Source organism: Flavobacterium psychrotolerans (genome assembly GCF_003097635.1).
In the GTDB taxonomy this organism is placed as follows: Bacteria; Bacteroidota; Bacteroidia; order Flavobacteriales; family Flavobacteriaceae; genus Flavobacterium; species Flavobacterium psychrotolerans.
Map to the genome: position 1 here is coordinate 18,989 of NZ_QCZI01000013.1, position 20,910 is coordinate 39,898.

Annotated in this window: 16 protein-coding genes; 6 read left to right on the forward strand and 10 right to left on the reverse strand. The window is 36.5% G+C overall.

Features of this window, described 5'->3' with window-relative positions:
- Nucleotides 1-44: 44 nt before the first annotated feature.
- The 3 genes from DB895_RS10510 to DB895_RS10520 form a co-directional block, all read right to left on the reverse strand.
- Entirely contained in the window at nt 45-2,258 is a 2,214-nt protein-coding gene (locus DB895_RS10510) for a T9SS type A sorting domain-containing protein (protein WP_116725325.1), read from the reverse strand.
- A gap of 445 nt (nt 2,259-2,703) precedes the next feature.
- Complete coding sequence (locus tag DB895_RS10515) at nt 2,704-4,746, reverse strand: M16 family metallopeptidase (RefSeq protein ID WP_243694663.1); 2,043 nt, start codon at nt 4,744-4,746, stop codon at nt 2,704-2,706.
- Nucleotides 4,747-4,758: 12 nt separating this feature from the next.
- The gene (locus tag DB895_RS10520) at nt 4,759-6,084 is read right to left on the reverse strand and encodes a M16 family metallopeptidase (protein ID WP_116725327.1); all 1,326 of its coding nucleotides are present in this window, start codon (nt 6,082-6,084) and stop codon (nt 4,759-4,761) included.
- A 251-nt stretch (nt 6,085-6,335) separates the two neighbouring features.
- Between DB895_RS10520 and rplU the strand changes: the two genes are divergently transcribed.
- Both rplU and rpmA read left to right on the forward strand, forming a co-directional pair.
- Nucleotides 6,336-6,752 carry a 50S ribosomal protein L21 gene (rplU, locus tag DB895_RS10525; protein WP_116725328.1) on the forward strand — a complete coding sequence of 139 codons (417 nt, stop codon included), beginning with the start codon at nt 6,336-6,338 and terminating at the stop codon, nt 6,750-6,752.
- Nucleotides 6,753-6,775: 23 nt separating this feature from the next.
- Nucleotides 6,776-7,042, forward strand: a complete 267-nt coding sequence (gene rpmA / locus DB895_RS10530) for a 50S ribosomal protein L27 (RefSeq protein WP_035669638.1) — start codon at nt 6,776-6,778, stop codon at nt 7,040-7,042.
- A 105-nt stretch (nt 7,043-7,147) separates the two neighbouring features.
- Here rpmA and DB895_RS10535 read toward each other — a convergent pair whose 3' ends face one another.
- Nucleotides 7,148-7,732: a thymidine kinase gene (locus tag DB895_RS10535; protein WP_116725329.1), complete on the reverse strand. Its 585-nt coding sequence runs from the start codon at nt 7,730-7,732 to the stop codon at nt 7,148-7,150.
- 230 nt (nt 7,733-7,962) lie between these two features.
- On the opposite strand from DB895_RS10535, the gene DB895_RS10540 reads away from it, so the two are divergent.
- Genes DB895_RS10540 through DB895_RS10550 form a run of 3 tightly spaced genes read left to right on the forward strand, consistent with a single transcriptional unit; the run spans nt 7,963 to nt 10,036 of the window.
- Nucleotides 7,963-8,976 carry a hypothetical protein gene (locus tag DB895_RS10540; protein WP_116725330.1) on the forward strand — a complete coding sequence of 338 codons (1,014 nt, stop codon included), beginning with the start codon at nt 7,963-7,965 and terminating at the stop codon, nt 8,974-8,976.
- Nucleotides 8,977-9,672, forward strand: a complete 696-nt coding sequence (gene rsmI / locus DB895_RS10545) for a 16S rRNA (cytidine(1402)-2'-O)-methyltransferase (RefSeq protein WP_116725331.1) — start codon at nt 8,977-8,979, stop codon at nt 9,670-9,672.
- Nucleotides 9,673-9,688: 16 nt separating this feature from the next.
- Nucleotides 9,689-10,036 carry a HopJ type III effector protein gene (locus DB895_RS10550; RefSeq protein ID WP_116725332.1) on the forward strand — a complete coding sequence of 116 codons (348 nt, stop codon included), beginning with the start codon at nt 9,689-9,691 and terminating at the stop codon, nt 10,034-10,036.
- 90 nt (nt 10,037-10,126) lie between these two features.
- Here DB895_RS10550 and ade read toward each other — a convergent pair whose 3' ends face one another.
- Nucleotides 10,127-11,752: an adenine deaminase gene (ade, locus tag DB895_RS10555; RefSeq protein ID WP_116725333.1), complete on the reverse strand. Its 1,626-nt coding sequence runs from the start codon at nt 11,750-11,752 to the stop codon at nt 10,127-10,129.
- A gap of 154 nt (nt 11,753-11,906) precedes the next feature.
- On the opposite strand from ade, the gene recJ reads away from it, so the two are divergent.
- Entirely contained in the window at nt 11,907-13,613 is a 1,707-nt protein-coding gene (gene recJ, locus DB895_RS10560; protein WP_116725334.1) for a single-stranded-DNA-specific exonuclease RecJ, read from the forward strand.
- A gap of 17 nt (nt 13,614-13,630) precedes the next feature.
- Here the strand turns inward: recJ and DB895_RS10565 are convergent, their stop codons facing one another.
- The 5 genes from DB895_RS10565 to DB895_RS10585 all read right to left on the reverse strand — a co-directional run bounded on the left by DB895_RS10565 (nt 13,631) and on the right by DB895_RS10585 (nt 20,467).
- Nucleotides 13,631-15,838, reverse strand: coding sequence for a TonB-dependent receptor (locus tag DB895_RS10565; RefSeq protein WP_116725335.1), 2,208 nt, complete (start codon nt 15,836-15,838; stop codon nt 13,631-13,633).
- Nucleotides 15,839-15,910: 72 nt separating this feature from the next.
- Nucleotides 15,911-16,261, reverse strand: a complete 351-nt coding sequence (locus DB895_RS10570; RefSeq protein ID WP_116725336.1) for a hypothetical protein — start codon at nt 16,259-16,261, stop codon at nt 15,911-15,913.
- A gap of 97 nt (nt 16,262-16,358) precedes the next feature.
- Nucleotides 16,359-17,348 (reverse strand): aspartate-semialdehyde dehydrogenase, encoded by a 990-nt coding sequence (locus DB895_RS10575; protein WP_116725337.1) that lies wholly within the window; start codon nt 17,346-17,348, stop codon nt 16,359-16,361.
- A 163-nt stretch (nt 17,349-17,511) separates the two neighbouring features.
- Nucleotides 17,512-17,928: a large conductance mechanosensitive channel protein MscL gene (mscL, locus tag DB895_RS10580; protein ID WP_116725338.1), complete on the reverse strand. Its 417-nt coding sequence runs from the start codon at nt 17,926-17,928 to the stop codon at nt 17,512-17,514.
- 97 nt (nt 17,929-18,025) lie between these two features.
- Entirely contained in the window at nt 18,026-20,467 is a 2,442-nt protein-coding gene (locus tag DB895_RS10585; protein ID WP_116725339.1) for a bifunctional UDP-N-acetylmuramoyl-tripeptide:D-alanyl-D-alanine ligase/alanine racemase, read from the reverse strand.
- Between the last annotated feature and the right edge of the window lie 443 nt (nt 20,468-20,910).

Here is a 20,910-nt window from a genome sequence, read left to right on the forward strand (position 1 = left end):
ACAGCCTTGATATTAAAAATAAACAGTTTTTAGATACCAGAATTTTATTTGCTGATTACTATCTTTTTAGTAACCGATTTTTTTGAGTTAGACGTCATTGTATAAAAGTAAATACCGCTTTTTAAATTAGAAGTAGATAGTTCCATTTGATTTGATCTGGCCGGTAAATTAACTTCTTGAATAATTGCTCCAAGCATATTTGTGACAATCAATTTGCTGGTTGCATCTATTGTGTCTGCATTATAAGTAACCATAACATGATCGACCGCAGGGTTAGGGTAAATATCAAATAACGATTCTGATTTAGAATACCCGTTTATACCAAGAGGTGGAGTTACGCTCCATATACTATTTCCTTCGGTTCCGGCAAACAGTTTAACGCCGTCAGATGCCAAACGACTAACGTTTACACCAGGATAAAAACCGGAACTATACGCATTGAACGTTGCTCCCTTGTCCGTACTGTAAAACAATCCTTGATTTGTCATAAAATACAAATTAGAGGCATTTGAAAACCATTTGCCTGTATCATAATAATTGCCACCACAGTTTGTACAGGTGTTAACAATATTTTGAGGTAAGCCGCTAACGGTTACCGATGTCCAGTCGGTTCCTGTATAGGTACACATTTTATAAGTCGAAGGGAATGATGAAAAATCTGCCCATAGGGACATTAAAGTTCCTTCCGATACAAATAGATTATCTGCAATGTAACCGTTTGGAGAAGGTATGCCTGTCATACTTACGGTGTTCCAGGTTCCGCCATCATTGTTAGACGTGAATATTTGAGAGGTTGACCCATTCTTTCCCAAAACATAAACATTTTTTCCGTCCGATACAAAAGGGATGTCATAATTGTAAGATACATTTAAATTAGCCGTAATATCCGTCCAAGAACCGCCTGCGTCCTTGCTGCTATAATAAGCACTTCCAACTCTAAGAAATAGAGCGGTATTGCTGTGCCCAAAGAATCTGATGTCATTAGTTCCAGGAGGCGTTGTGGCGGCTTTCCAGCTAACGGCGCCATCTGTAGATTTATATAAATAACGTCCGTTTAAATCCATAAAGGAAGAATATATGGTATTATTGGCATTATATAAACTATAATTGAAAAATAGAGTTGTTGGCATTCCTGAATTAGCCGACACCCAGTCCATTCCTCCATTAGTTGAACGAACGATGCTCAAATCCTGCGAGGCGATTAAATTTCCATTAGAATAGGTTAATCCCCTAGTATCACGGAAAACTTCCGCTTTAAATCCGGTAATGTGCTGTGTCCATGTGCTGCCATTATCTGTTGAAGTATTAAGTTCATCAACTGGATTATACAGTAACATTTTACTGCCTCCCAAAGAATAGATTTTTTCTACGAAGTCTTTTGTCAAACCAGGCAAAGTGATTTGATTCCAAGTGGCTCCCTGTGTTGAAGAGGTATATGTTTGAAGTGTCATTGACGTTGTCAAAACGGATACATAAAGAATATTATTTATTAAATGAGGACCCGCAGAAAAACGAAAAGCAGGAATCCCACTTGTTGTGCTTTCCCAGATACTGGTTCCCATATCATAACGAAGAAAACTACCGCCATCATTTTCAAACCCGGCATATAAGTATTTACTATCACCAACTAAAGAACCTATTTGGTCTCCCGTAACAGGAAAACCGGTAGTGCTCATGGCGGTTAAACTTGCTCCAGTTGTTGTAGTGAAAATGGAATCCTGCAGCGTTACATATATAGTGCCACCTACATTAAATAATTTTGGACTGTTGTTGTTTGAATTTGAATTAATGGTAGCTCCAGCTGTCCAAGTTGCACCATCTGTTATGGATGTAAAGATTTGATACGTATTCATGGCAGTATATCTGCAGACATACAATTTGTTGCTTACAGAAACCAAACCCGAATAATTCCCAGAATTAGTTGGCATTCCAGTATTTCCGACAGCGACCCAAGTAGTACCATTATCAGTTGTTTTTGCTATACCGTTATTTGTTTGAACAAAATAAGCGGTTGAAGTATTTGCAAATTGTCCACATGAAATGGCTGAGGTGGCTGCAAATAACCCGTTAGAAGAATAAGCCCAGGTGTTACCGCCATCAATAGATTTAAAAACACCGCCTTCAGTGGCCAATAAAATACCACTGGGAACAGTTATCATGTCTTTAATGCTACCTCCTTCTGTAGGAAGTTGTGTCCATTGTGCAAATGCCACACCCGATGAAATGGCTAGTAATAAAGAAAGTAAAGTTTTTTTCATTTAAATTTCATTTAAATTTTTAATACGACTGTTTCATAAGGTACTGGTATACAATTTACTTAAAAAGTATCCCCATAACCATTCAAGAATGAGCACCTATTTTTAGGGCAAAGATATAGGGTTAATTTAGGTTTTACAAGGTGTTTTATCGGAATCTCAATTTAGCACGATCAAGTCATTTGGAAAGTAGAACATCCTAGTTTTGGGAGTGGTCAGTACGGGTATTGCCTTTAAATTGATTAAAATTTCGACTCGGGCTTCCTCTACCCTGGTTACGTATTTAACTCCCAGTATTTGCTTCCTTTTTGAGATTTCTAGATTCCGAAATGCTTACAGGGATTCAGTTTTTTGGCGCTTTCATCATTTTAATCGGGGTGTATCTTTCAAGTAAAAAATAAAAAGGCCATCGATTAAGACGGCCTTGATATAGAATTTAAATTTTTAATTATAGAAAGTCAGCATCCGTTACGCCTTCGTTAATTTTCACGTCGGTGGTGGTTAATTCAATTTCCATTCCGATGTTAAGAACTGTTTTATATGGAAATTTAATTCCTTTCACGTCTTTATAATCGCTGTAACTTGTGGTCTGAGTAATAGTTTGCCCGCCTTGTTCCATAGTTTTAGATTCGGCCACTTTTAGTCCGGATTTCACATCATAGTACAAAGTAGATTTCCCGTCTTTAATGACATACGCATCGCTGCCGTTCATATCTTCAATTCCGTCAAGAGTAACTCCTGCTTTTTTAGACAATAACAATTCATCAAAAGGATTCGCGCTAGCTTTCATTTCTGCCAAGTCATCTCCTGATAAATCTTTACGTTGCCCTTGCTGAACCATGTACGCCCCTTTTTCGTTGACCACTTGTTTCATCATCGATATTCCCATTGCTTTAATCTCTTTAAGCATTTTATTGTTGGATGTTGTTTTTGAAGTCAATTCCAATGGAGTTCCCTGAATGGTTCCCGAAGAAATGGTTACTAAGGATTTAACCTCATTCAACGCTTTTGCCCCTCCAACGGTTTTGATATAATTATCGATTACTGTTTTTGCAGTTACCCCAACAGGAATTACTTTTTTAACCGATAGTTTTTCGGTTGGATTACCATATTTATCAAAATAGAAAATTGGAATTTTCAGTTTTTCTAATGCAGGCAATACTTCCGAACCTTTCCCTACAATAACAATTCGGGCTTTATCCGCTTGGAAATAGGTATTGGCCACACGCAAAACATCATCAGCCGTCACATCATTGATGCTTTTGATGTAATTCTCGTAAAAATCTTCTGGAAGTCCTTGGGTTTTAATTCTTAAAGCATAACCAGCAACCGTTTGTGGTTTTTCAATTTGCATCACGAATCTACCCACATAACCGGCTTTCACATTTTTTAATACCTCTTCGGAAACTTTTTCTGTGCGAATTCTTTTAATTTCTTTCATGAATTCTACAACGGCACTATCCGTTACGGCGTTTCTTACTTGGGAAAAAGCACCAAATGAGGAAACATATTTACTGCCCCCAATACTGGATTGTGCACCATAGGTCCATGCGTGTTTTTCTCTCAAATTCATGTTCAGGTAACTGTTGAAATCACCTCCTAAAAGTTGATTGGCAACTATGGCAGCAAAGTAATCTTTGTCAGTCATTTTTAGATTACTGATGTTCATTACAGCTATTTCTGATTGAACTGCATTAGGCATATCCACAAAATTGATCTGTGTATATTGAACATCTCTTGGATCTGAGATAGAAAGGTTAGGAGCTGTCGCTTTTAACCATGGAGAGAACAACGTTTCCACTTGTTTTTTCACAACATCAAATTTCACGTCACCAATAATGACTAAGTACGCATTTTCAGGAACAAAATAAGTGTTATAATTTGATTTTACATCTTCTAATGTAACGTTGTTAAGGGTTGCTTCGCTCAAGAATTCACCTGAAGGATGGTTTTTTCCATACGTTAAAACATTTTGAACTCTTCTGGCTACTGAAGGAACGCTTTTTTCTTCGGATTTTAAACCTTCAATCAGTTTGGCTTTGTTCTTGTCAAATTCGGCCTGAGTAAAAACAGAATTTAAAGCACCATCAGCCATCAATTCTAAAATCCGATTCGCATATTTAGAAAGACCACTTGCATAAGCGCCACTGTTTTCAAAACTAATATCAGCACCCAGGAAATCTACTTCTTCATTAAAAGCATCCTTAGTGATTTTTGTGGTTCCGTTCCCAATTAATGCGCTGGTTAAATCCGAAACTCCCTTTTTGCTGCCTTCGGCATAAGGAGTGTTGTCTATACTAAGGCTGAAGGAGACCCTGGGAAGTTTGTGGTTTTCTACCACCATTACTTTTAAACCATTTTGTAAAACAAAAGTTTGCGGTTTTCCGATTTTAATACTTGGTGACGCACCAGGTTTTGGTTGAGGTATAATTTGTGCTTGCATAATTAAAGTTAAAAACAAGCCCGACAAAATAAAAATTGATTTTTTCATAATAATTATATTTTAGTTTTGAGCTTTGTCTTTTGATGGAACATAATCCAACAACAATCGTTGGTTTGGATTCAAATATTTTTTTGCGATGTCTCTAATTTCTTCCCGAGTAATAGAGCGATAGATGTCTATTTCGGTGTTAATTAGGTTTACGTCGCCATACAATAAATAGTAAGTGGCTAGATTGTCTGCAATACCCTCCACACTTGCGTTATTGTTTACGTATTGATTTTCGTATTTGTTTTCTAATTTTTGTAACTCTTTTTCAGAAATCAGTTCTGTTTGCAACTTCACGATTTCCTCGTCAATTTCTTTAGTGATGTCGGCAGTGGTAAAGGGAGCTTGAGGCAATCCATAAACGATATATGTGCCATAATCTTCCTGACTGTAGCTAAAAGCCCCAATTTGCAACGCCATTTTTTTGTCGTCAACAATTTTCTTATAGAGTCGGGAGCTTTTGCCATCGCTTAAAATGGTCGAAATCATATCCAAAACTCTTGCGTCGCGGGTTTTCATGGATGGAGTACGGTATGCAGTAACCACCATCGGGATTTGAATGTTAGCGTCTTCGTAAGTAGCTTTTATTGTTTTAGTGATAGGCTCTTCAACAAAAGTTTCTCTTTTAATAACAGGTCTTTTTTTGATAGGACCAAAATATTTCTGGATCCATTCTTTAGCTTGGTCTTTGTTAAAATCTCCTGCAACTACTAGTACAGCGTTGTTTGGAATGTAGAATTTTTTGTTGAACGCTTGAAATTCTTCCAGTTTTGCAGCGTCCAAATGTTCCATAGAACCAATGGTTGTCCAGCGGTACGGATGGTTTTTAAACATGTTTCTTTTTACTTCAGGAATCAATTGACCGTAGGGGCTATTGTCATAACGCAATCTTTTTTCTTCCTTAACCACTTCATTTTGGGTGTTAACTCCAATTTGGTTAATTACGGGATGCATCATTCGTTCAGCTTCCATCCACAAACCCAATTCTAGATTATTTGACGGGAAAACCTCATAATAATAGGTTCTGTCCTCCGTAGTATTGGCGTTGTTGACTCCGCCATTTGAAGTCACGATGTTCATCCAGTCGCCACGTTTGATATTCTCTGTGCCTTCAAACAGAAGATGTTCAAAAAAGTGGGCAAATCCGGTTCGATTTGGTTGTTCGTCTTTCGCACCGACGTGGTACATCACAGAAGTAATAATAGTTGGAGCAGAAGGGTCGTTGTGCAAAATAACGTGCAACCCGTTTTCTAAATTGTATTCTTCAAAAGCTACTTTTTGAGCCGAAGCAACACCTCCAAGCATAAGTGCAGCACTTAAAGCCATTATTGAATGTTTCATAAAGTTAATAATTTTTTTGTATCCCGATTAGTGTTTTAACCGAAAATATTGTTACATCAAAAATACTTTTTTTTAACGATTTTCCTCATAGATGTGTAAAGTTTAATAAAATTTAACTTTACAGCCTCTTATTTAGGGCTTTATAAAATAATTGACTTTAATAACTGCCCAATAATTTTTTTGCCAACTAGTTGTGAGAATGATTAATAGTTGTATATTTGCAAACTTAAAAATTAATAAAACAATTTGTTATGTATGCAATCGTAGAGATAGCAGGGCAACAATTCAAAGTTAGCAAAGACCTAAAGGTTTACGTTCACCGTTTGACAAATGAAGAAGGGACTAAAGTTTCTTTCGACAAAGTTTATTTGTTAGATGATAACGGTACAATCACAATAGGCGCCCCAGCTATAGAAGGTGCTTCGGTAGAAGCCAAAGTGTTACAACACTTAAAAGGAGATAAAGTAATCGTTTTCAAAAAGAAAAGAAGAAAAGGTTACAAAAAGAGAAATGGTCACCGCCAATATCTTACTCAAATTGTAATTGAAGGTATTACTGCAACTGGTGCTAAGAAAGCTACTCCGAAAAAAGAGGTAGTTGAAGCAACTACAGAAGAAGCTCCTAAGGCTAAGGTAGCTAAAGCCAAAAAAGAAGATACTCAAGAATAATAACAAAATAAAACTAATACGTCATGGCTCACAAGAAAGGTGTCGGTAGTTCTAAGAATGGTAGAGAATCAGAATCAAAACGTTTAGGCGTTAAGATTTTTGGTGGTCAAGCTGCTATTGCTGGGAACATCATCGTAAGACAAAGAGGTTCTAAACATAATCCAGGTGAAAACGTTTACATTAGTAAAGATCATACTTTACATGCAAGAGTTGATGGAGTTGTTTTCTTCCAAAAGAAAAGAGATAATAAATCGTACGTTTCTATCCTTCCATTTGAAGTGGAAGCATAATCACTGCGATTGTATTTATTAAAAAACCCGTTTCGAAAGAAACGGGTTTTTTGTTTAGTAAGTAGTTTCGAAATGGGTAAAAATCGAAAATTTTTGTGGCTATATTTATTTTTTATCTTTCATGGCGTTATAGTATGCGGCTCTGCTCAAAGGTTCGTATTCCTCGGTTTCGCCTAGCATAACCAGTTTGTCCCCACCAGCTTTCCTAAAACTATAATTTGCGAGGTTTCCCGTTCGGGTGCAAACGGCGTGAACCTTGGTTACATATTCGGCTGTTGCCATGAGTGCGGGCATTGGACCAAAGGGATTGCCCTTGAAATCCATATCCAAGCCGGCAACAATAACGCGAATTCCTTGGTTTGCCAAATCGTTACAGATTTTAACGATTTCATCATCAAAAAATTGCGCCTCATCAATACCCACAACGTCGCAACCCTGAGCTAATAGGGCAATGTTTGCCGCAGCAGGAACGGGAGTAGAGCGAATTTCATTGGCATCATGGGACACGACCATTTCGTCATGATATCGGGTATCAATGGCAGGTTTGAAAATTTCTACTTTTTGTTTGGCAAATTGGGCTCTTTTCAATCGTCGGATAAGTTCTTCGGTTTTGCCCGAGAACATCGATCCGCAGATGACTTCAATCCATCCAAATTGTTCTTTATGATTTACTGTATTTTCGAGAAACATTTTATATTTTTCTTGCTCTTAAGATGAATAGTTTTTATTACTTTGTAACGCAAACAAAGTGACCCAAAAATTTTATATTCCGCATCGTTTCAAAAGTAGAAAATTTTTATCACATCGAAGATTCGCAATCGCTTTAAATTAAAAAAAGAAGTTAACAAAACATAATTCGTACAATAAGACAAACGAATTTATTTAAAAGTCACGCCTTACTCACCATAATTCTAAAAGTCATGAAAAAAAAGTTGGAAGCAGATTTAATCAGCATTGCACACAGAATTTTAAAACTTAAAAATAAATCGGAACTCGTTCAATTGCATCAGGAAACACAAAAATTATTCGAGAAATTATCTGTTTTACGATTTGTGGAAGAAAATTTTGGAGATGTAAAACCAACTATTGGCTTGGCCGAAATCAAAAGTAAATTAGAGACTATTTTTGACACCCCGGCAGAGACACTAGAGGTTCAAGCGAACGATTCCATCCTTGAAATTGAAGTCCCGTCTGAAACGGTGGCCGAAGTTCCAACTGAAAAATTAGAAGAAGTTCAAGAATCTCCGGAAGCAGTTGAAGAAGAAATTAGTGCCGATATTCCTGAGCCAAATGAGGTTGTAGCGGAAGAAATGGAAGAGGAAATCGTTTTGCTCCAACCGGAAAAAGAAATAGTTTCGCAATCTACCGCCATTGAAACTCATGAAACCGCTTTTAAACCGTCATTTGAGCTGGCATTTGATTCGCAGGGAGAAGAAGCAACAGAAGAAGAAGTTGAAGAAGAGCCAGAAGCAATAGAAGAGCAAATAGAAGAAACACAAGAGCAAATAGCAGAAGAAATTAAGTTTGAGCCGAAAGAAGAAGTGAAAGAAGAGGTAAAAAGCAAGACATCCCAAATTTCTTTTGATGATTTATTAGGCGCCAATTATGCTGACCCTGTTTTTATTACTCCTGAAGAATTAGAAATAGAAAAGGCAAAGTACAAAGCAAACGAATCCAAATTAATGTCTTTAAACGATAGTCTTTCTAAAGGGATCACCATTGGGTTAAACGACAGGATTGCCTTTATAAAACACCTTTTTGCAAACAGCAGCGAAGACTACAATCGCGTACTATCGCAATTAATCACTTTCGATACTTTTCAGGAAGCAGAAGCCTTTATCAATGATATGGTCAAGCCAGATTATCACAATTGGGAAGGTAAAGAAGAATATGTAACCCGTTTTATGGATGTTGTGGAGAAAAGATTCTCGTAAATGGGTAAATTATACATTGTTCCTACGCCAATAGGCAATCTCGAAGACATGACTTTTCGGGCTATTCGTATTCTCAAAGAAGTCGATTTAATTTTGGCCGAAGACACGCGTACCAGTGGTAAACTCCTGAAACATTTCGAAATTGGTACGCACATGCACAGCCATCATATGCACAACGAGCACAAAACGGTGGAGAATATCATCACTCGTTTACAAGCGGGCGAAAACATCGCCTTGATTTCGGATGCGGGAACACCTGCCATTTCCGATCCCGGATTTTTACTGACTCGCGCCTGTGTCGAAAACAAAATTGAAGTGGAATGTTTGCCTGGAGCAACTGCTTTTGTGCCCGCACTTGTAAATAGTGGTTTGCCCAACGACAAATTTATTTTCGAAGGCTTTCTACCTGATAAAAAAGGAAGGCAAACCCGATATTTGGCTCTTGCCGAAGAAACCCGAACCATGATTTTATACGTTTCCCCTCATAAATTAGTAAAAACATTAGGGGAATTTATTACTTATTTTGGCGAAGACCGACAAATTTGCGTTTCCAGAGAATTGTCTAAACTCCACGAAGAAAATGTTCGCGGAACAGTTCGAGAAGTGTTGACCCATTTTGAAAAAAATGCGCCAAGGGGTGAAATTGTGGTTGTTGTTGGCGGGAAAACAATGGTAAAAGAAAATAAAAAAATCTAAAAATAGAATAAAATCGATGAAAATAACGTCCTTTTTAGAAAAATTAAAACAAACACCAGAAGCTATAACCTTTGCAGAAACCATCGCCGTTATTGAGGAAAATTATGATTTCACTCCAACTCCTTTCTACAATGGTGCCCAACACAATGCCGCAGGAGAAAACTCGGGTTCTTGTAAATTATTTGCTTTTGCACAATTGCAAAACTTATCTCAGCCAGAAACTTTAGCTTGTTTTGGAGCCTATTATTTTGAAGATGTATTGGGAGATCCTGAAGGAACAAACCACCAAAACATCCGTAATTTTATAAAAACAGGATGGCATGGAATCCAATTTGAAGAAGAAGCTTTGGTTTTGAAAGCATAATTAAAACAGTAGATTTAACAATTCAACATTACTAGGAACGAAGCAATTACAAAATCGGAATAAAATCTTTGCGACCTAGCGTCTTTGCGGCTAATTTTCCACTTCCAAATCCACAAACGAAAACGTATTCCCACTAAACAATCCTTTATCGGATAATTTCAAATCAGGAATTACCAATAGCGCCATAAATGAAAGTGTCATAAAGGGCGCTCTTAAATTGCTTCCCAATGATTTTGCCATAGCATCAATTTCTTCATATAATTTTCCTGCTACCCAACCGTTTTGGTCGCTCATGATTCCGGCAACGGGTAAGGCTAAAGATTTGTTTTCGGTACCATTTACAGCACAGATTCCGCCAGTATTTTTTATAATTAGATTTACGGCATTACAAATTTCTTCGTCAGAAGTTCCCACAACCACAATATTATGACAATCGTGCGCTACAGAACTGGCAATGGCACCCTTTTTTAATCCAAAATTTTTGATGAAAGCCACAGCGGGTTTTACATTTTGATAGCGATTAACAACGGCCATTTTAAGCACATCATTTTCGATATCTGAAATAATATTACCTTCTTTAATTAATGGTTTGCTATGAATTTCATTAGTAATCAGTTGTCCTTCTAATGCTTCAATTACTCTTATTTTTGTTCCCGAACCAGAAACTTTAAAATCACCAATCTCTTTTTCGCTAATATTAAAATTATTTGGGGTTTCAAACAGAACATGTTTCACAAATGATTCCCCATTTTCTGCAACTAATTCACCTTCAATATAGGTTTGCAATACTTTAAAATTAACCAAATCTTCTACTACTATAAAGTCGGCAGCATCATTTTCGTTTAGTAAACCTACATCCATTTTATAATGATGTACAGGGTTAACACAAGCCGCTTGCAAGACTTTAAAAATATCCATGCCTTTTGCAACTGCTCGGGCACAAAGCAAATTAATATGGCCTAAAATCAAATCATCTGGATGCTTATCATCGGAACAAAACATCATATTTCCATAGTGTTCCGGAAGCAAATCAATCAAAGCATTGAAATTTTTTGCAGCACTTCCTTCTCGAATAATTACTTTCATTCCAAGGCTTAATTTTTCCTGAGCTTCCTCAAAAGTAAAACATTCATGATCGGTAGTAATTCCTGCGGAAATATATTTTTTTACGGGTTCACCACGCAATCCTGGCGCATGACCATCAACCGGTTTTTCAAAATGTTTCGCCCATTGTATTTTTTTCAATACTTCTTCATCATCAAACAAAACACCTGGATAATTCATCATTTCGGCTAGATAATAAATATCTGGCGAAGCCATTAATTCTTTGATTCCTTCAGAGTCAATAATGGCTCCTGCGGTTTCAAAATTGGTTGCAGGAACGCAAGAAGGTGCGCCAAAATGAAATTTTAACGGCACTTTTTTACTGTTTTCAATCATGTAATACACGCCGTCCTTTCCTAAAACATTCGCTATTTCATGGGGGTCAGAAATAGTAGCTACGGTTCCGTGAAGCACTGCAATTTTAGCAAATTCTGAAGGGACAAGCATCGAACTCTCAATATGGATGTGCGCATCTATAAAACCTGGAAGAATATAGTTTTTAACCCCATGTTCTTTTTCGATAATAGAAGTAATTTTTCCGTTTTCGACCGTAATTTCGCCTGCGTAAATGCGTTGATTTTTGATATCTACAATTTGTCCTTGAATTTGCATGTAATAGATGTTTTGAAAAAATAATTGGAGGCACAAGGAACGAATTTTTTTTGGATTTATAAATTCCAGTCTGTTAATTTATAATTGATTGGCACACTTTTAAAAATTTATAGTAAATTTGAGAATCATTTTATACACCATACAAATCTAATTTATGCGCTGGACTATCAAACCCATTCCCAAACCCGAAAAGACAAAACAACTCGTTGAAGCTTTAAAAGTTGACCCTTTTATTGCGCAATTGCTTGTGCAACGTGGTGTAGAAACCTATGAAGAAGCACGACAATTTTTTCGTCCAACATTAAACGATTTGCATAATCCGTATTTGATGAAAGATATGGATAAAGCCGTGGATCGCATTGAGAAAGCAATACAGAATGAGGAAAATATTCTTGTTTTTGGCGATTATGATGTGGACGGAACCACAGCTGTTTCGCTAGTTTCTTCTTATCTAAAAACGTTTTATCCCAACGTAGCGACTTATATTCCTGATCGTTATGATGAAGGTTACGGTATTTCTTTTAAAGGAATTGACTTTGCCAGCGACAATGATTTTTCTTTGATTATTGCCTTAGATTGTGGTATCAAATCTATAAATCATGTGACTTACGCCAAAGAGCGAAATATTGATTTCATTATCTGTGATCACCACCGACCTGGAGAATTTTTACCTGAGGCAATTGCAGTTCTTGACCCAAAAAGAGACGATTGTACTTATCCGTATGACGAATTGTGTGGTTGTGGCATTGGCTTTAAACTAATACAGGCTTTAGGCGTAAACAGAAACCAAACCATAGAGGATTTCATTCCGTATTTAGATTTGGTTGCTACGGCAATTGCAGCAGATATTGTTCCAATGACGGGTGAAAATCGAATTTTAGCCTATTTTGGATTGCAAGTGATTAATGCCGAACCAAGACCTGGAATTAAGGCATTGATCCATCAAATAAAAAAACAAACCCTAGACATTACCGATGTCGTTTTTATAATTGCTCCCAGAATTAATGCGGCGGGAAGGATTAAACACGGCAATCATGCAGTAGAATTATTGACAGAATTTGATTTTGAGCAAGCCCAACAATTTGCATCTGAAATTGAACAATACAATTCAGACCGAAAAGATTTAGACAAACAAATTACCAAAGAAGCGCTCTTGCAAATTGAAGAAAATCAAGAAAAAGAACGATTTACTACGGTTGTTTTTCAGGAAAATTGGCATAAAGGGGTAATTGGCATCGTAGCTTCTCGGTTAATAGAAACCTATTATAGACCCACCTTAGTTTTTACAAAAAGTGGCGATTTTTATGCTGCATCTGCTCGTTCAGTTTCGGGTTTTGATGTGTATAATGCTTTAGAAGCTTGTTCAGAATATCTGGAGCAATTTGGTGGTCACATGTATGCTGCGGGTATGACTTTGAAGCCTGAAAATTATGAAAATTTTAAAGCGGCTTTCGAAAAAGTGGTTCAACAAACCATTCATCCTGATCTTTTAACTCCAGAAATCACGATTGATACCGAGATTAATTTTACCGATATTACGCCAAAATTAACTCGGATATTAAAGCAATTCGAACCCTTTGGCCCGCTAAACATGACACCTGTTTTTTTAACCAAAAAGGCTCGGGATACGGGTTACGGGAAACCGCTGGGCCAAGAAAACGAACATTTAAAACTTTTCATAAAGCAAAATAACTCGGAGGGAATTCCGGCTATTGGGTTTGGATTAGGAAACAAATTGGAAGTCATTAAAGACGGACGTCCCTTTGATATAGTGTATTCTATTGATGAAAACGAATGGAACGGAAAAGTAAGTTTGCAATTAAGATTGAGGGGTATTATACCCAACGAGAATTATGAATAATTTCAAATTTTACTTTTTTACATGTCAAATAGAACTCCTAAAACAATGTCTCTTCCAATATTGGGTACCCCATCCGTCTTCAATCTTGATAAATGAGCGATATAGGATTTATTGAAAATATTATTCCCATTAAGATTGATGTCAAAAACGGTTTTTCCTAATTTTACTTTTCCGCCAAAGCCAATATTTACCAAAGTATATCCATTTGATTTGGTTTCAAAACCACTCACATTATTTTGATGGAAAGTGTTCGACACATTTAACGTTGCAAAACCATCTGACAACCCATTTTTGATATTGAATTCCGTCCGAATTGTATTGTTCCAGTTGTTTGCAGGAATCAAAGGCAAGTAATCGCCATTTTGTTTTTGGCCCGTTACGGTTTCAAAACTACTTTCAAAATGCAACCAATCTAACGGATGCGGATGAAAATGCAACCCCATTTCACCACCATACAATTTGGCATTATTCTGTATATAATCAAAAACGACATTGTTCGCTATCACTGCTCCAGTTGGCGAAGTATAAATGTAATTATTTATATGATTGTAAAATCCGTTTGCGAAAAATTCAAAATGGCTGTTTTTGTATTCTAAATTCAAATCGGACTGTACGTTTTGCTCCGTTTTCAGTTCGTTATTCCCTATTTCATACCGATTGGTTCCTTCATGAACGCCATTTGAAGTTAATTCAGCCAAATTGGGAGACCGAAATCCGGATGCTAAATTCAAACGCAAAGTCAAATTGTCTTTCAAGTTGGTTTTATAACCCATCGATGCGTTAAAACTATGAAAGGTTTTATTGATGGCTTGAAACGACCCTTCTTCACCAACAATTCCGTGGCTTTCGCTTTCAATTGCTCTATTGTCAAAACGCAATCCAGCCTGAATCACATTCGACTTCCAATCGTAATTACCCGTTCCAAAAATTCCAAAATCATTGGTTATGGCATCCGGAATTAAATATTCTTCTCCAGCGTTTTTATTTGTTTGGTGCATGCCTTGAATTCCGACAATCGTTTCTACTTTGCCTAATTTGGGCAAATGGTACTTGGCATCATAGTTAAAGGTTTTCAACTTCATGTGCAAAATAGCAACATCACTATCTTCAAACTCGCTTCTGTCATTGGCAATGTACCCCAAATCAACATCTAATTTTGAGTTTTGAAAAAAGAAAATAGTATTCAAACTCCATAAATTATTGTAAACGCCCTGTTTGGGATACGTTGTTTTTTTGCTTGTGGATTGTTTGTCTATTCCGTTTTCAGGGATTCCTAAATCGAGTTTGTTGAAATTGTATCTCAGGACGCTTGAAAATTTGGCATCACTATATCCAATTCCGGTTTTGAAATCACTTTCGTTATATCGGGTGTTAGTCACTCGGTTTTTACCAGGAATAGTATAATCGGAATGTGTATTATAACTTCCCCGGGCCAAGAATTTCCATTTTTCGGATGATGTTTTCAGTCCCAATGAGGAATTGCTTCCTAAAGTGTTAGAAAATATTTTTTGACTGAAATTGGCTTTGAAAGTATGGGCATTAGCAAACTTTTCGGGATTAAAATACAACACGCCGCCCAACGCATCCGAACCATAAAGCAAGGAAGCGGGGCCCTTTATGACTTCGACACTTTCTATTCCGGAATCATTTAAACCCAAGCCGTGTTCATCTCCAAATTGTTGATTTTCCATGCGAACCCCTTGTGAATAAACCAAAACGCGATTGCCACTCAAGCCTCGAATAACAGGTTTCCCGATAGACGTACCCGTAGAAACCTGAGCAACTCCAGGAATGGTTGCCAATCCTTCAATTAGGGAGGAAGTTCCTTTTTGTTGTAGGGATTTCATGGTTTCGTGTTCTACTTTCATTACGTTTTGCGATTGCAATTTATTGAAAGCTGTAGAAACGATGACTTCATCCATCTGGAATATGGTTTCTTCGAGAATGACGTTTAAAATGGTTTCTTTCTGCTGAATATTTAGCGTTGTATATTGTGTGTTATATCCTCCAAAAACAAAGGATAATTTAACGGTTCCGTTGGGCAAATTATTAAAGGTGTAATTGCCATTTTCATCCGTGACAGTTCCCTTATGCAAATCGGCAACAAATACAGAAACGCCTTTTATTGGTTGGCTTTTGCTATCGGTTACCGTTCCCGAAATTGAATTTTGTGCCTGAATTAATGTTGAAGAACCTAATAGTATTGCAAGTATGATATTTTTCATTATAATTAATTTATTGTTAAATATGATTTTGTTCCTTCCAAAATGAATTTTAGAAGAGGCAATAGAAATGATTTATACAATAAAATATGGTGGGGGACCGCGGAGTGAATTGGAATTGCCTGAAAAAGATACAATCAGCTCATCAATATTTCGTAAAGATTTTTTTTTCTGAAAAGTAAGTAGCGGTTGAAATGTGAAAATTTCTGAAGAAATGAAGCTGCTAAAAGTAAATTCGCAAGCAAAACAATGGTCTAAATGGTGATGCTGATGTGTAATTTCGGCATTCGAATGGTATTCATGAAGACATTGTTTTTCTGTTCGTAGCTTTGCGAAATGACCATAAGAGTCTATGGATTGAAACAGTATTGAGAACAATACGGCAACCGTCAATACCCAATTTAGTCCTACGAGTTTCTTTTTCATTCCTTACAAAAGTACGAAACGAACAAAAGAAATCCGTTTGTTTTAACAAAAATTGGGATTTGCTAAAACAAACGGATTTGAATTGTGTATTTAACTTTTATACCAAGTGATTCGCCACTAAATACTCCGCTATTTGAATCGTATTTGTAGCAGCTCCTTTTCGTAAATTGTCGGCAACAATCCACATATTTAATGTGTTAGCTTGGCTTTCGTCGCGGCGAATTCTTCCCACAAAAACGTCATTTTTGCCTTCTGCATATCTTGGCATCGGATAGGTAAATGTATCTAAATTGTCTTGTACCACAACTCCATCGGTATGATGAAGAATATTTCGTACTTCGGCAACATCAAAATCATTGCTAAACTCCACATTTACGGCTTCGCTATGTCCGCCAACAACTGGAACTCTAACTGCAGTAGCGGTTACTGCTATACTACTGTCGCCTAATATTTTTTTGGTTTCATTAGACAATTTCATTTCTTCTTTGGTGTATCCATTAACTTCAAAACTATCGCACTGCGGAATACAGTTTCTATTGATTTTATATTTATAAACCATGTCCCCTTCAATACCCGCACATTCGTTTTCAAATTGTTGAACCGCTTTTACACCAGTTCCAGTGATGGATTGATAGGTTGAAACCACCACACGTTTGATATTGTATTTTTTATGCAAAGGGGCTAAAGCCAATACCATTTGGATAGTAGAACAGTTAGGATTAGCGATTATTTTATCGTCTTTTGTTAATTCATTCGCATTTATTTCTGGAACGATTAATTTTTTCGAAGGATCCATTCTCCATGCTGATGAGTTGTCGATAACGGTTGTTCCCGCTGCAGCAAATTTTGGCGCCCAGTCTAAGGAGGTATGTCCTCCGGCCGAAAAAACGGCGATTTCCGGTTTCATGTCTACCGCAGTTTGTAAACCAACTACAGTGTGTTTTTGTCCTTTGAATTCGATTACTTTTCCCACTGATTTTTCAGATGCCACTAGAATTAATTCTGTGTACGGAAAGTTTCTCTCTTCTAATACTTTTAACATTATTTCACCAACCATTCCGGTTGCCCCTACAACTGCAATTTTCATACTATATTTTTTAATATTATAATTTATTTTGAGAAGCAAAAGTAAGTAATATCCAAACCAAAACAATCGACCTCACAAAAAATAACAAAATGTTATATTTGTAACAAATAAAAAACCACGTATTTTAACGTGGCTTGGTTACAAAATAGTATTATTATGTAAATTACTTTTTCAATAAATCCCTTATTTGAGTTAGCAACTCTTCTTGGGAAGGTCCGGCTGGTGCAACGGGTTTCGCTTCTTCTTTCTTTTTTGCTTTTTCGGCCGCTCTTAAAACAATAAAGATGAAAAATGAAATGATGACGAAATTAATTATGGCTTGAACCAAATTCCCATAAGTAATTACAGCCGCTCCGGCTTCCTTTGCCTTAGCTAAATTTTCATAACTGTTTCCATCAAGGGTTACGAATTTTTTAGTAAAATCGATACCGCCAGTTAGTAAACCTACAATAGGCATGATGACATCATCAACTGCGGAGCCAACAATTTTACCAAAAGCACCACCAATAACCACGGCAGTTGCTAAGCTTAATACATCACCTTTCATTAAAGATGCCTTAAAATCTCCAAAAAATCCCATAATTAATTGTTTTTTAGGTTAAAAATCGCTTGTTAATTAGAGCTAATTTAGTAAAAAAAATAACACAATTATAGGTTACAGCTAAAAACAACTAAAATTATTCTCTATAAAACATCCGTTTCACTCTTTGTGAAATACTGGTAAGGATTTCATAAGGAATAGTTTGTAATTGTTCAGCCATATATATCACAGTCGGGCTTTCGCCAAAAATGATAACTTGGTCTCCTTCGTTGCAGTTAATCTCTGAAACGTCAACCATCAACATGTCCATACAAATGCTTCCCACTATGGTCGCTTTTTGATTGTTTATGGTTACAAACCCTACGCCATTTCCCCAATGTCTCGATATTCCGTCCGCATAACCTATAGGTATTGTGGCAATTTTAGTTGTTTTATCGGCAACAAATCGTCTTCCATATCCTACACTTTCTTCCGCATCAATAGTTCTAATTTGCGAGATGATAGATTTTAACGTGCCTACATTCTCTAAGTATTTTTGTTCTCTTACATCATTTGAAACGCCGTAAAGGCCTATACCAAGTCGAACCATATCGTATTGTGCATCGGGAAAATTACTGATTCCGGAAGTATTCAGGATATGTCTTATGGGTTTTATTCGCAATTCTCGCATCAATTTAGAGGATAATTTTTCGAACAAATCAATTTGAGAAAGCGCAAAATCACGATGGTTCAAATCATCGCTCGTTGCCATGTGCGACAAAATACTTTTTACAGTAACCAATTTGTTTTCCTTTAAAGTAGCAATTAGTTCCTCTAAATTTTCTTCTTCAAAACCCAATCGGTGCATTCCGGTATCCAATTTGATATGAATTGGGAAATGGTTTAGTTTTTTTTGTTCTGCTATTTTCAGGAAGGCATTCAGTCCTTTCATGCTATATATTTCGGGTTCCAATTGATGTTGAATTATGGCTGAAAAACTGGTGTTTTCAGGATTTAGAACCATAATTGGCAAATGAATTCCTGCCGTTTTCAGCGAAATTCCCTCATCAGCAAAAGCCACACCCAGATAATCCACTTTGTGATGTTCGAGTAATTTGGCAATTTCAAATCCGCCACTTCCGTAACCAAATGCCTTTACCATTGCCATCATTTTGGTGGCTGGTTTTAACTTCGATTTGTAGAAATTCAAGTTATGACTTATGGCATTGAGGTTTATTTCCAGGACGGTTTCATGCGTTTTTTCTTCTAATGCGGCTACAATTTTTTCAAAATGGAAGGTTCGTGCGCCCTTAATTAATATGGTTTCATTACTGAAATTGAGTTCGTGGATAGCAGCAATACAACTTTCCGTATTTTTAAAAGTTACGCAATTTGGGAATTTGTTTTTGAATGCCGAAATGGTTTCTCCAATGCCAATAACCCGATCAATTTTGTTAGAAACAATTAAATGCGAAACTTTTGAATATAAATCTTCATTTGACAATCCGCTTTGAAAAATGTCCGAAAGGATTAATGTTTTCTTTTTGTATTGTTTCTGGCTCTCCAAAAAATCCAATGCAATTTTCAGAGATTGAAAATCAGAACTGTAACTGTCGTCTATTAAAGTGGTGTTGTTAATTCCGTTTTTGAGTTTTAAACGCATTTCGACGGGAAATAACAATCCAATCCTGTCTTTAATAGTTTTAGCATCGTAGCTAAAGTATAACAGCGCCATCATACATTGTAAGGCATTTTCTATGGAAGCTTCGTCTTGAAAAGGAATTTTAATTTCAAATTCCGTTTTTTGGTGTCGAATTTTAAGGAGGGTTTGGTCAAAATCCAATTTTTTGGTAATGAAAACATCGGCGCCTTCGTCTTTGAAACTCCAAGAGAAGGTTTTCAATTTTGAATCAATAAAGGCGTCAATCGTTTTGTCTTTATGATATATTAAAATTTTCGCGTTTTGAAAAAGCTTTAATTTTTCTTTAATTTTTTCACCAATACCAGTAAAGCCCTCATCGTGTGCCGAGCCAATATTAGTTAGAATCCCAATGGTGGGTCTGATGATGGTTTCCAGTTTTTCCATTTCATTTCGGGTGGAAATCCCCGCTTCAAAAATCCCTAAATTGTGCTTCTCGTTGATTGCCACTATTGACAATGGTACTCCAACTTGCGAATTGTAACTTTTTGGACTTCGGATAATGTTGTAATCGGGACTTAATAGAAAATTGAGCCATTCTTTAACAATCGTTTTGCCGTTACTTCCCGTTAATCCGATAACAGGGAAATCAAAAAGATTCCGATAATAGGCAGCAAATAGCTGTAAACTGTCTAGTGTGTTTGCCACTACCAGAAAATTAGCGTTATTTTCTAAGTTTTCGGGAATATGGGTTACCACAAAGTTCTGAACGCCTTTTTCGATTAATGCCGAAATATAAACATGAGCATCATTATTTGGGCCAACTAAGGCAAAAAATAGGGTTTGTGAACCATTTTGAAGTGAACGGCTATCGATGGAAATGTTGTCAATTGTGGCATCATTGATTCCAAACCATTTGGCGTGCAGGATTTGGACAATTTTTTGTATTGATAAAGCCAATTTTTAATTTTTTTGAAGTGAAACGAAAAACTCTTTTGGAGTCATTATAGGAATTTAAGCGTTTTAATTTTTAATTTATTTCTAGTGATAAAAATATCACACATGCACTAAAATAAGAAACGTTATCCAAATTATTAGACTTTCATTATTTATTCTCTTCACCCGTTAATGCTTTTAATTTAGCGGCTATAATTTGAGACAAATTCCTTTGTAGATTGCATCATATATTAGCTTTTTCAATAACGTTTTTGTCTAATTTAAGAAGGAGTTTAGAGCCCATCATGAGCATTATATTCTATACGTACAAATATAACAAATATACTTGCATTGCCAAAACAATAACGAGTTGTCAATATTCGCCTCGGTTAGACTTTCCGTATCGGCGTAACCGGAGGGAAAAAAATTATGATTTTTTGGCAATTTCAACCGTTGTAACTTAAAAC

Bases quoted from the DNA above. Each gene is read 5' to 3' on its own strand.
- DB895_RS10510 (WP_116725325.1), bottom strand. From the start codon at position 2,258: ATGAAAAAAACTTTACTTTCTTTATTACTAGCCATTTCATCGGGTGTG.
- DB895_RS10515 (WP_243694663.1), bottom strand. From the start codon at position 4,746: ATGAAAAAATCAATTTTTATTTTGTCGGGCTTGTTTTTAACTTTAATT.
- DB895_RS10520 (WP_116725327.1), bottom strand. From the start codon at position 6,084: ATGAAACATTCAATAATGGCTTTAAGTGCTGCACTTATGCTTGGAGGT.
- rplU (WP_116725328.1), top strand. From the start codon at position 6,336: ATGTATGCAATCGTAGAGATAGCAGGGCAACAATTCAAAGTTAGCAAA.
- rpmA (WP_035669638.1), top strand. From the start codon at position 6,776: ATGGCTCACAAGAAAGGTGTCGGTAGTTCTAAGAATGGTAGAGAATCA.
- DB895_RS10535 (WP_116725329.1), bottom strand. From the start codon at position 7,732: ATGTTTCTCGAAAATACAGTAAATCATAAAGAACAATTTGGATGGATT.
- DB895_RS10540 (WP_116725330.1), top strand. From the start codon at position 7,963: ATGAAAAAAAAGTTGGAAGCAGATTTAATCAGCATTGCACACAGAATT.
- rsmI (WP_116725331.1), top strand. From the start codon at position 8,977: ATGGGTAAATTATACATTGTTCCTACGCCAATAGGCAATCTCGAAGAC.
- DB895_RS10550 (WP_116725332.1), top strand. From the start codon at position 9,689: ATGAAAATAACGTCCTTTTTAGAAAAATTAAAACAAACACCAGAAGCT.
- ade (WP_116725333.1), bottom strand. From the start codon at position 11,752: ATGCAAATTCAAGGACAAATTGTAGATATCAAAAATCAACGCATTTAC.
- recJ (WP_116725334.1), top strand. From the start codon at position 11,907: ATGCGCTGGACTATCAAACCCATTCCCAAACCCGAAAAGACAAAACAA.
- DB895_RS10565 (WP_116725335.1), bottom strand. From the start codon at position 15,838: ATGAAAAATATCATACTTGCAATACTATTAGGTTCTTCAACATTAATT.
- DB895_RS10570 (WP_116725336.1), bottom strand. From the start codon at position 16,261: ATGAAAAAGAAACTCGTAGGACTAAATTGGGTATTGACGGTTGCCGTA.
- DB895_RS10575 (WP_116725337.1), bottom strand. From the start codon at position 17,348: ATGAAAATTGCAGTTGTAGGGGCAACCGGAATGGTTGGTGAAATAATG.
- mscL (WP_116725338.1), bottom strand. From the start codon at position 17,928: ATGGGATTTTTTGGAGATTTTAAGGCATCTTTAATGAAAGGTGATGTA.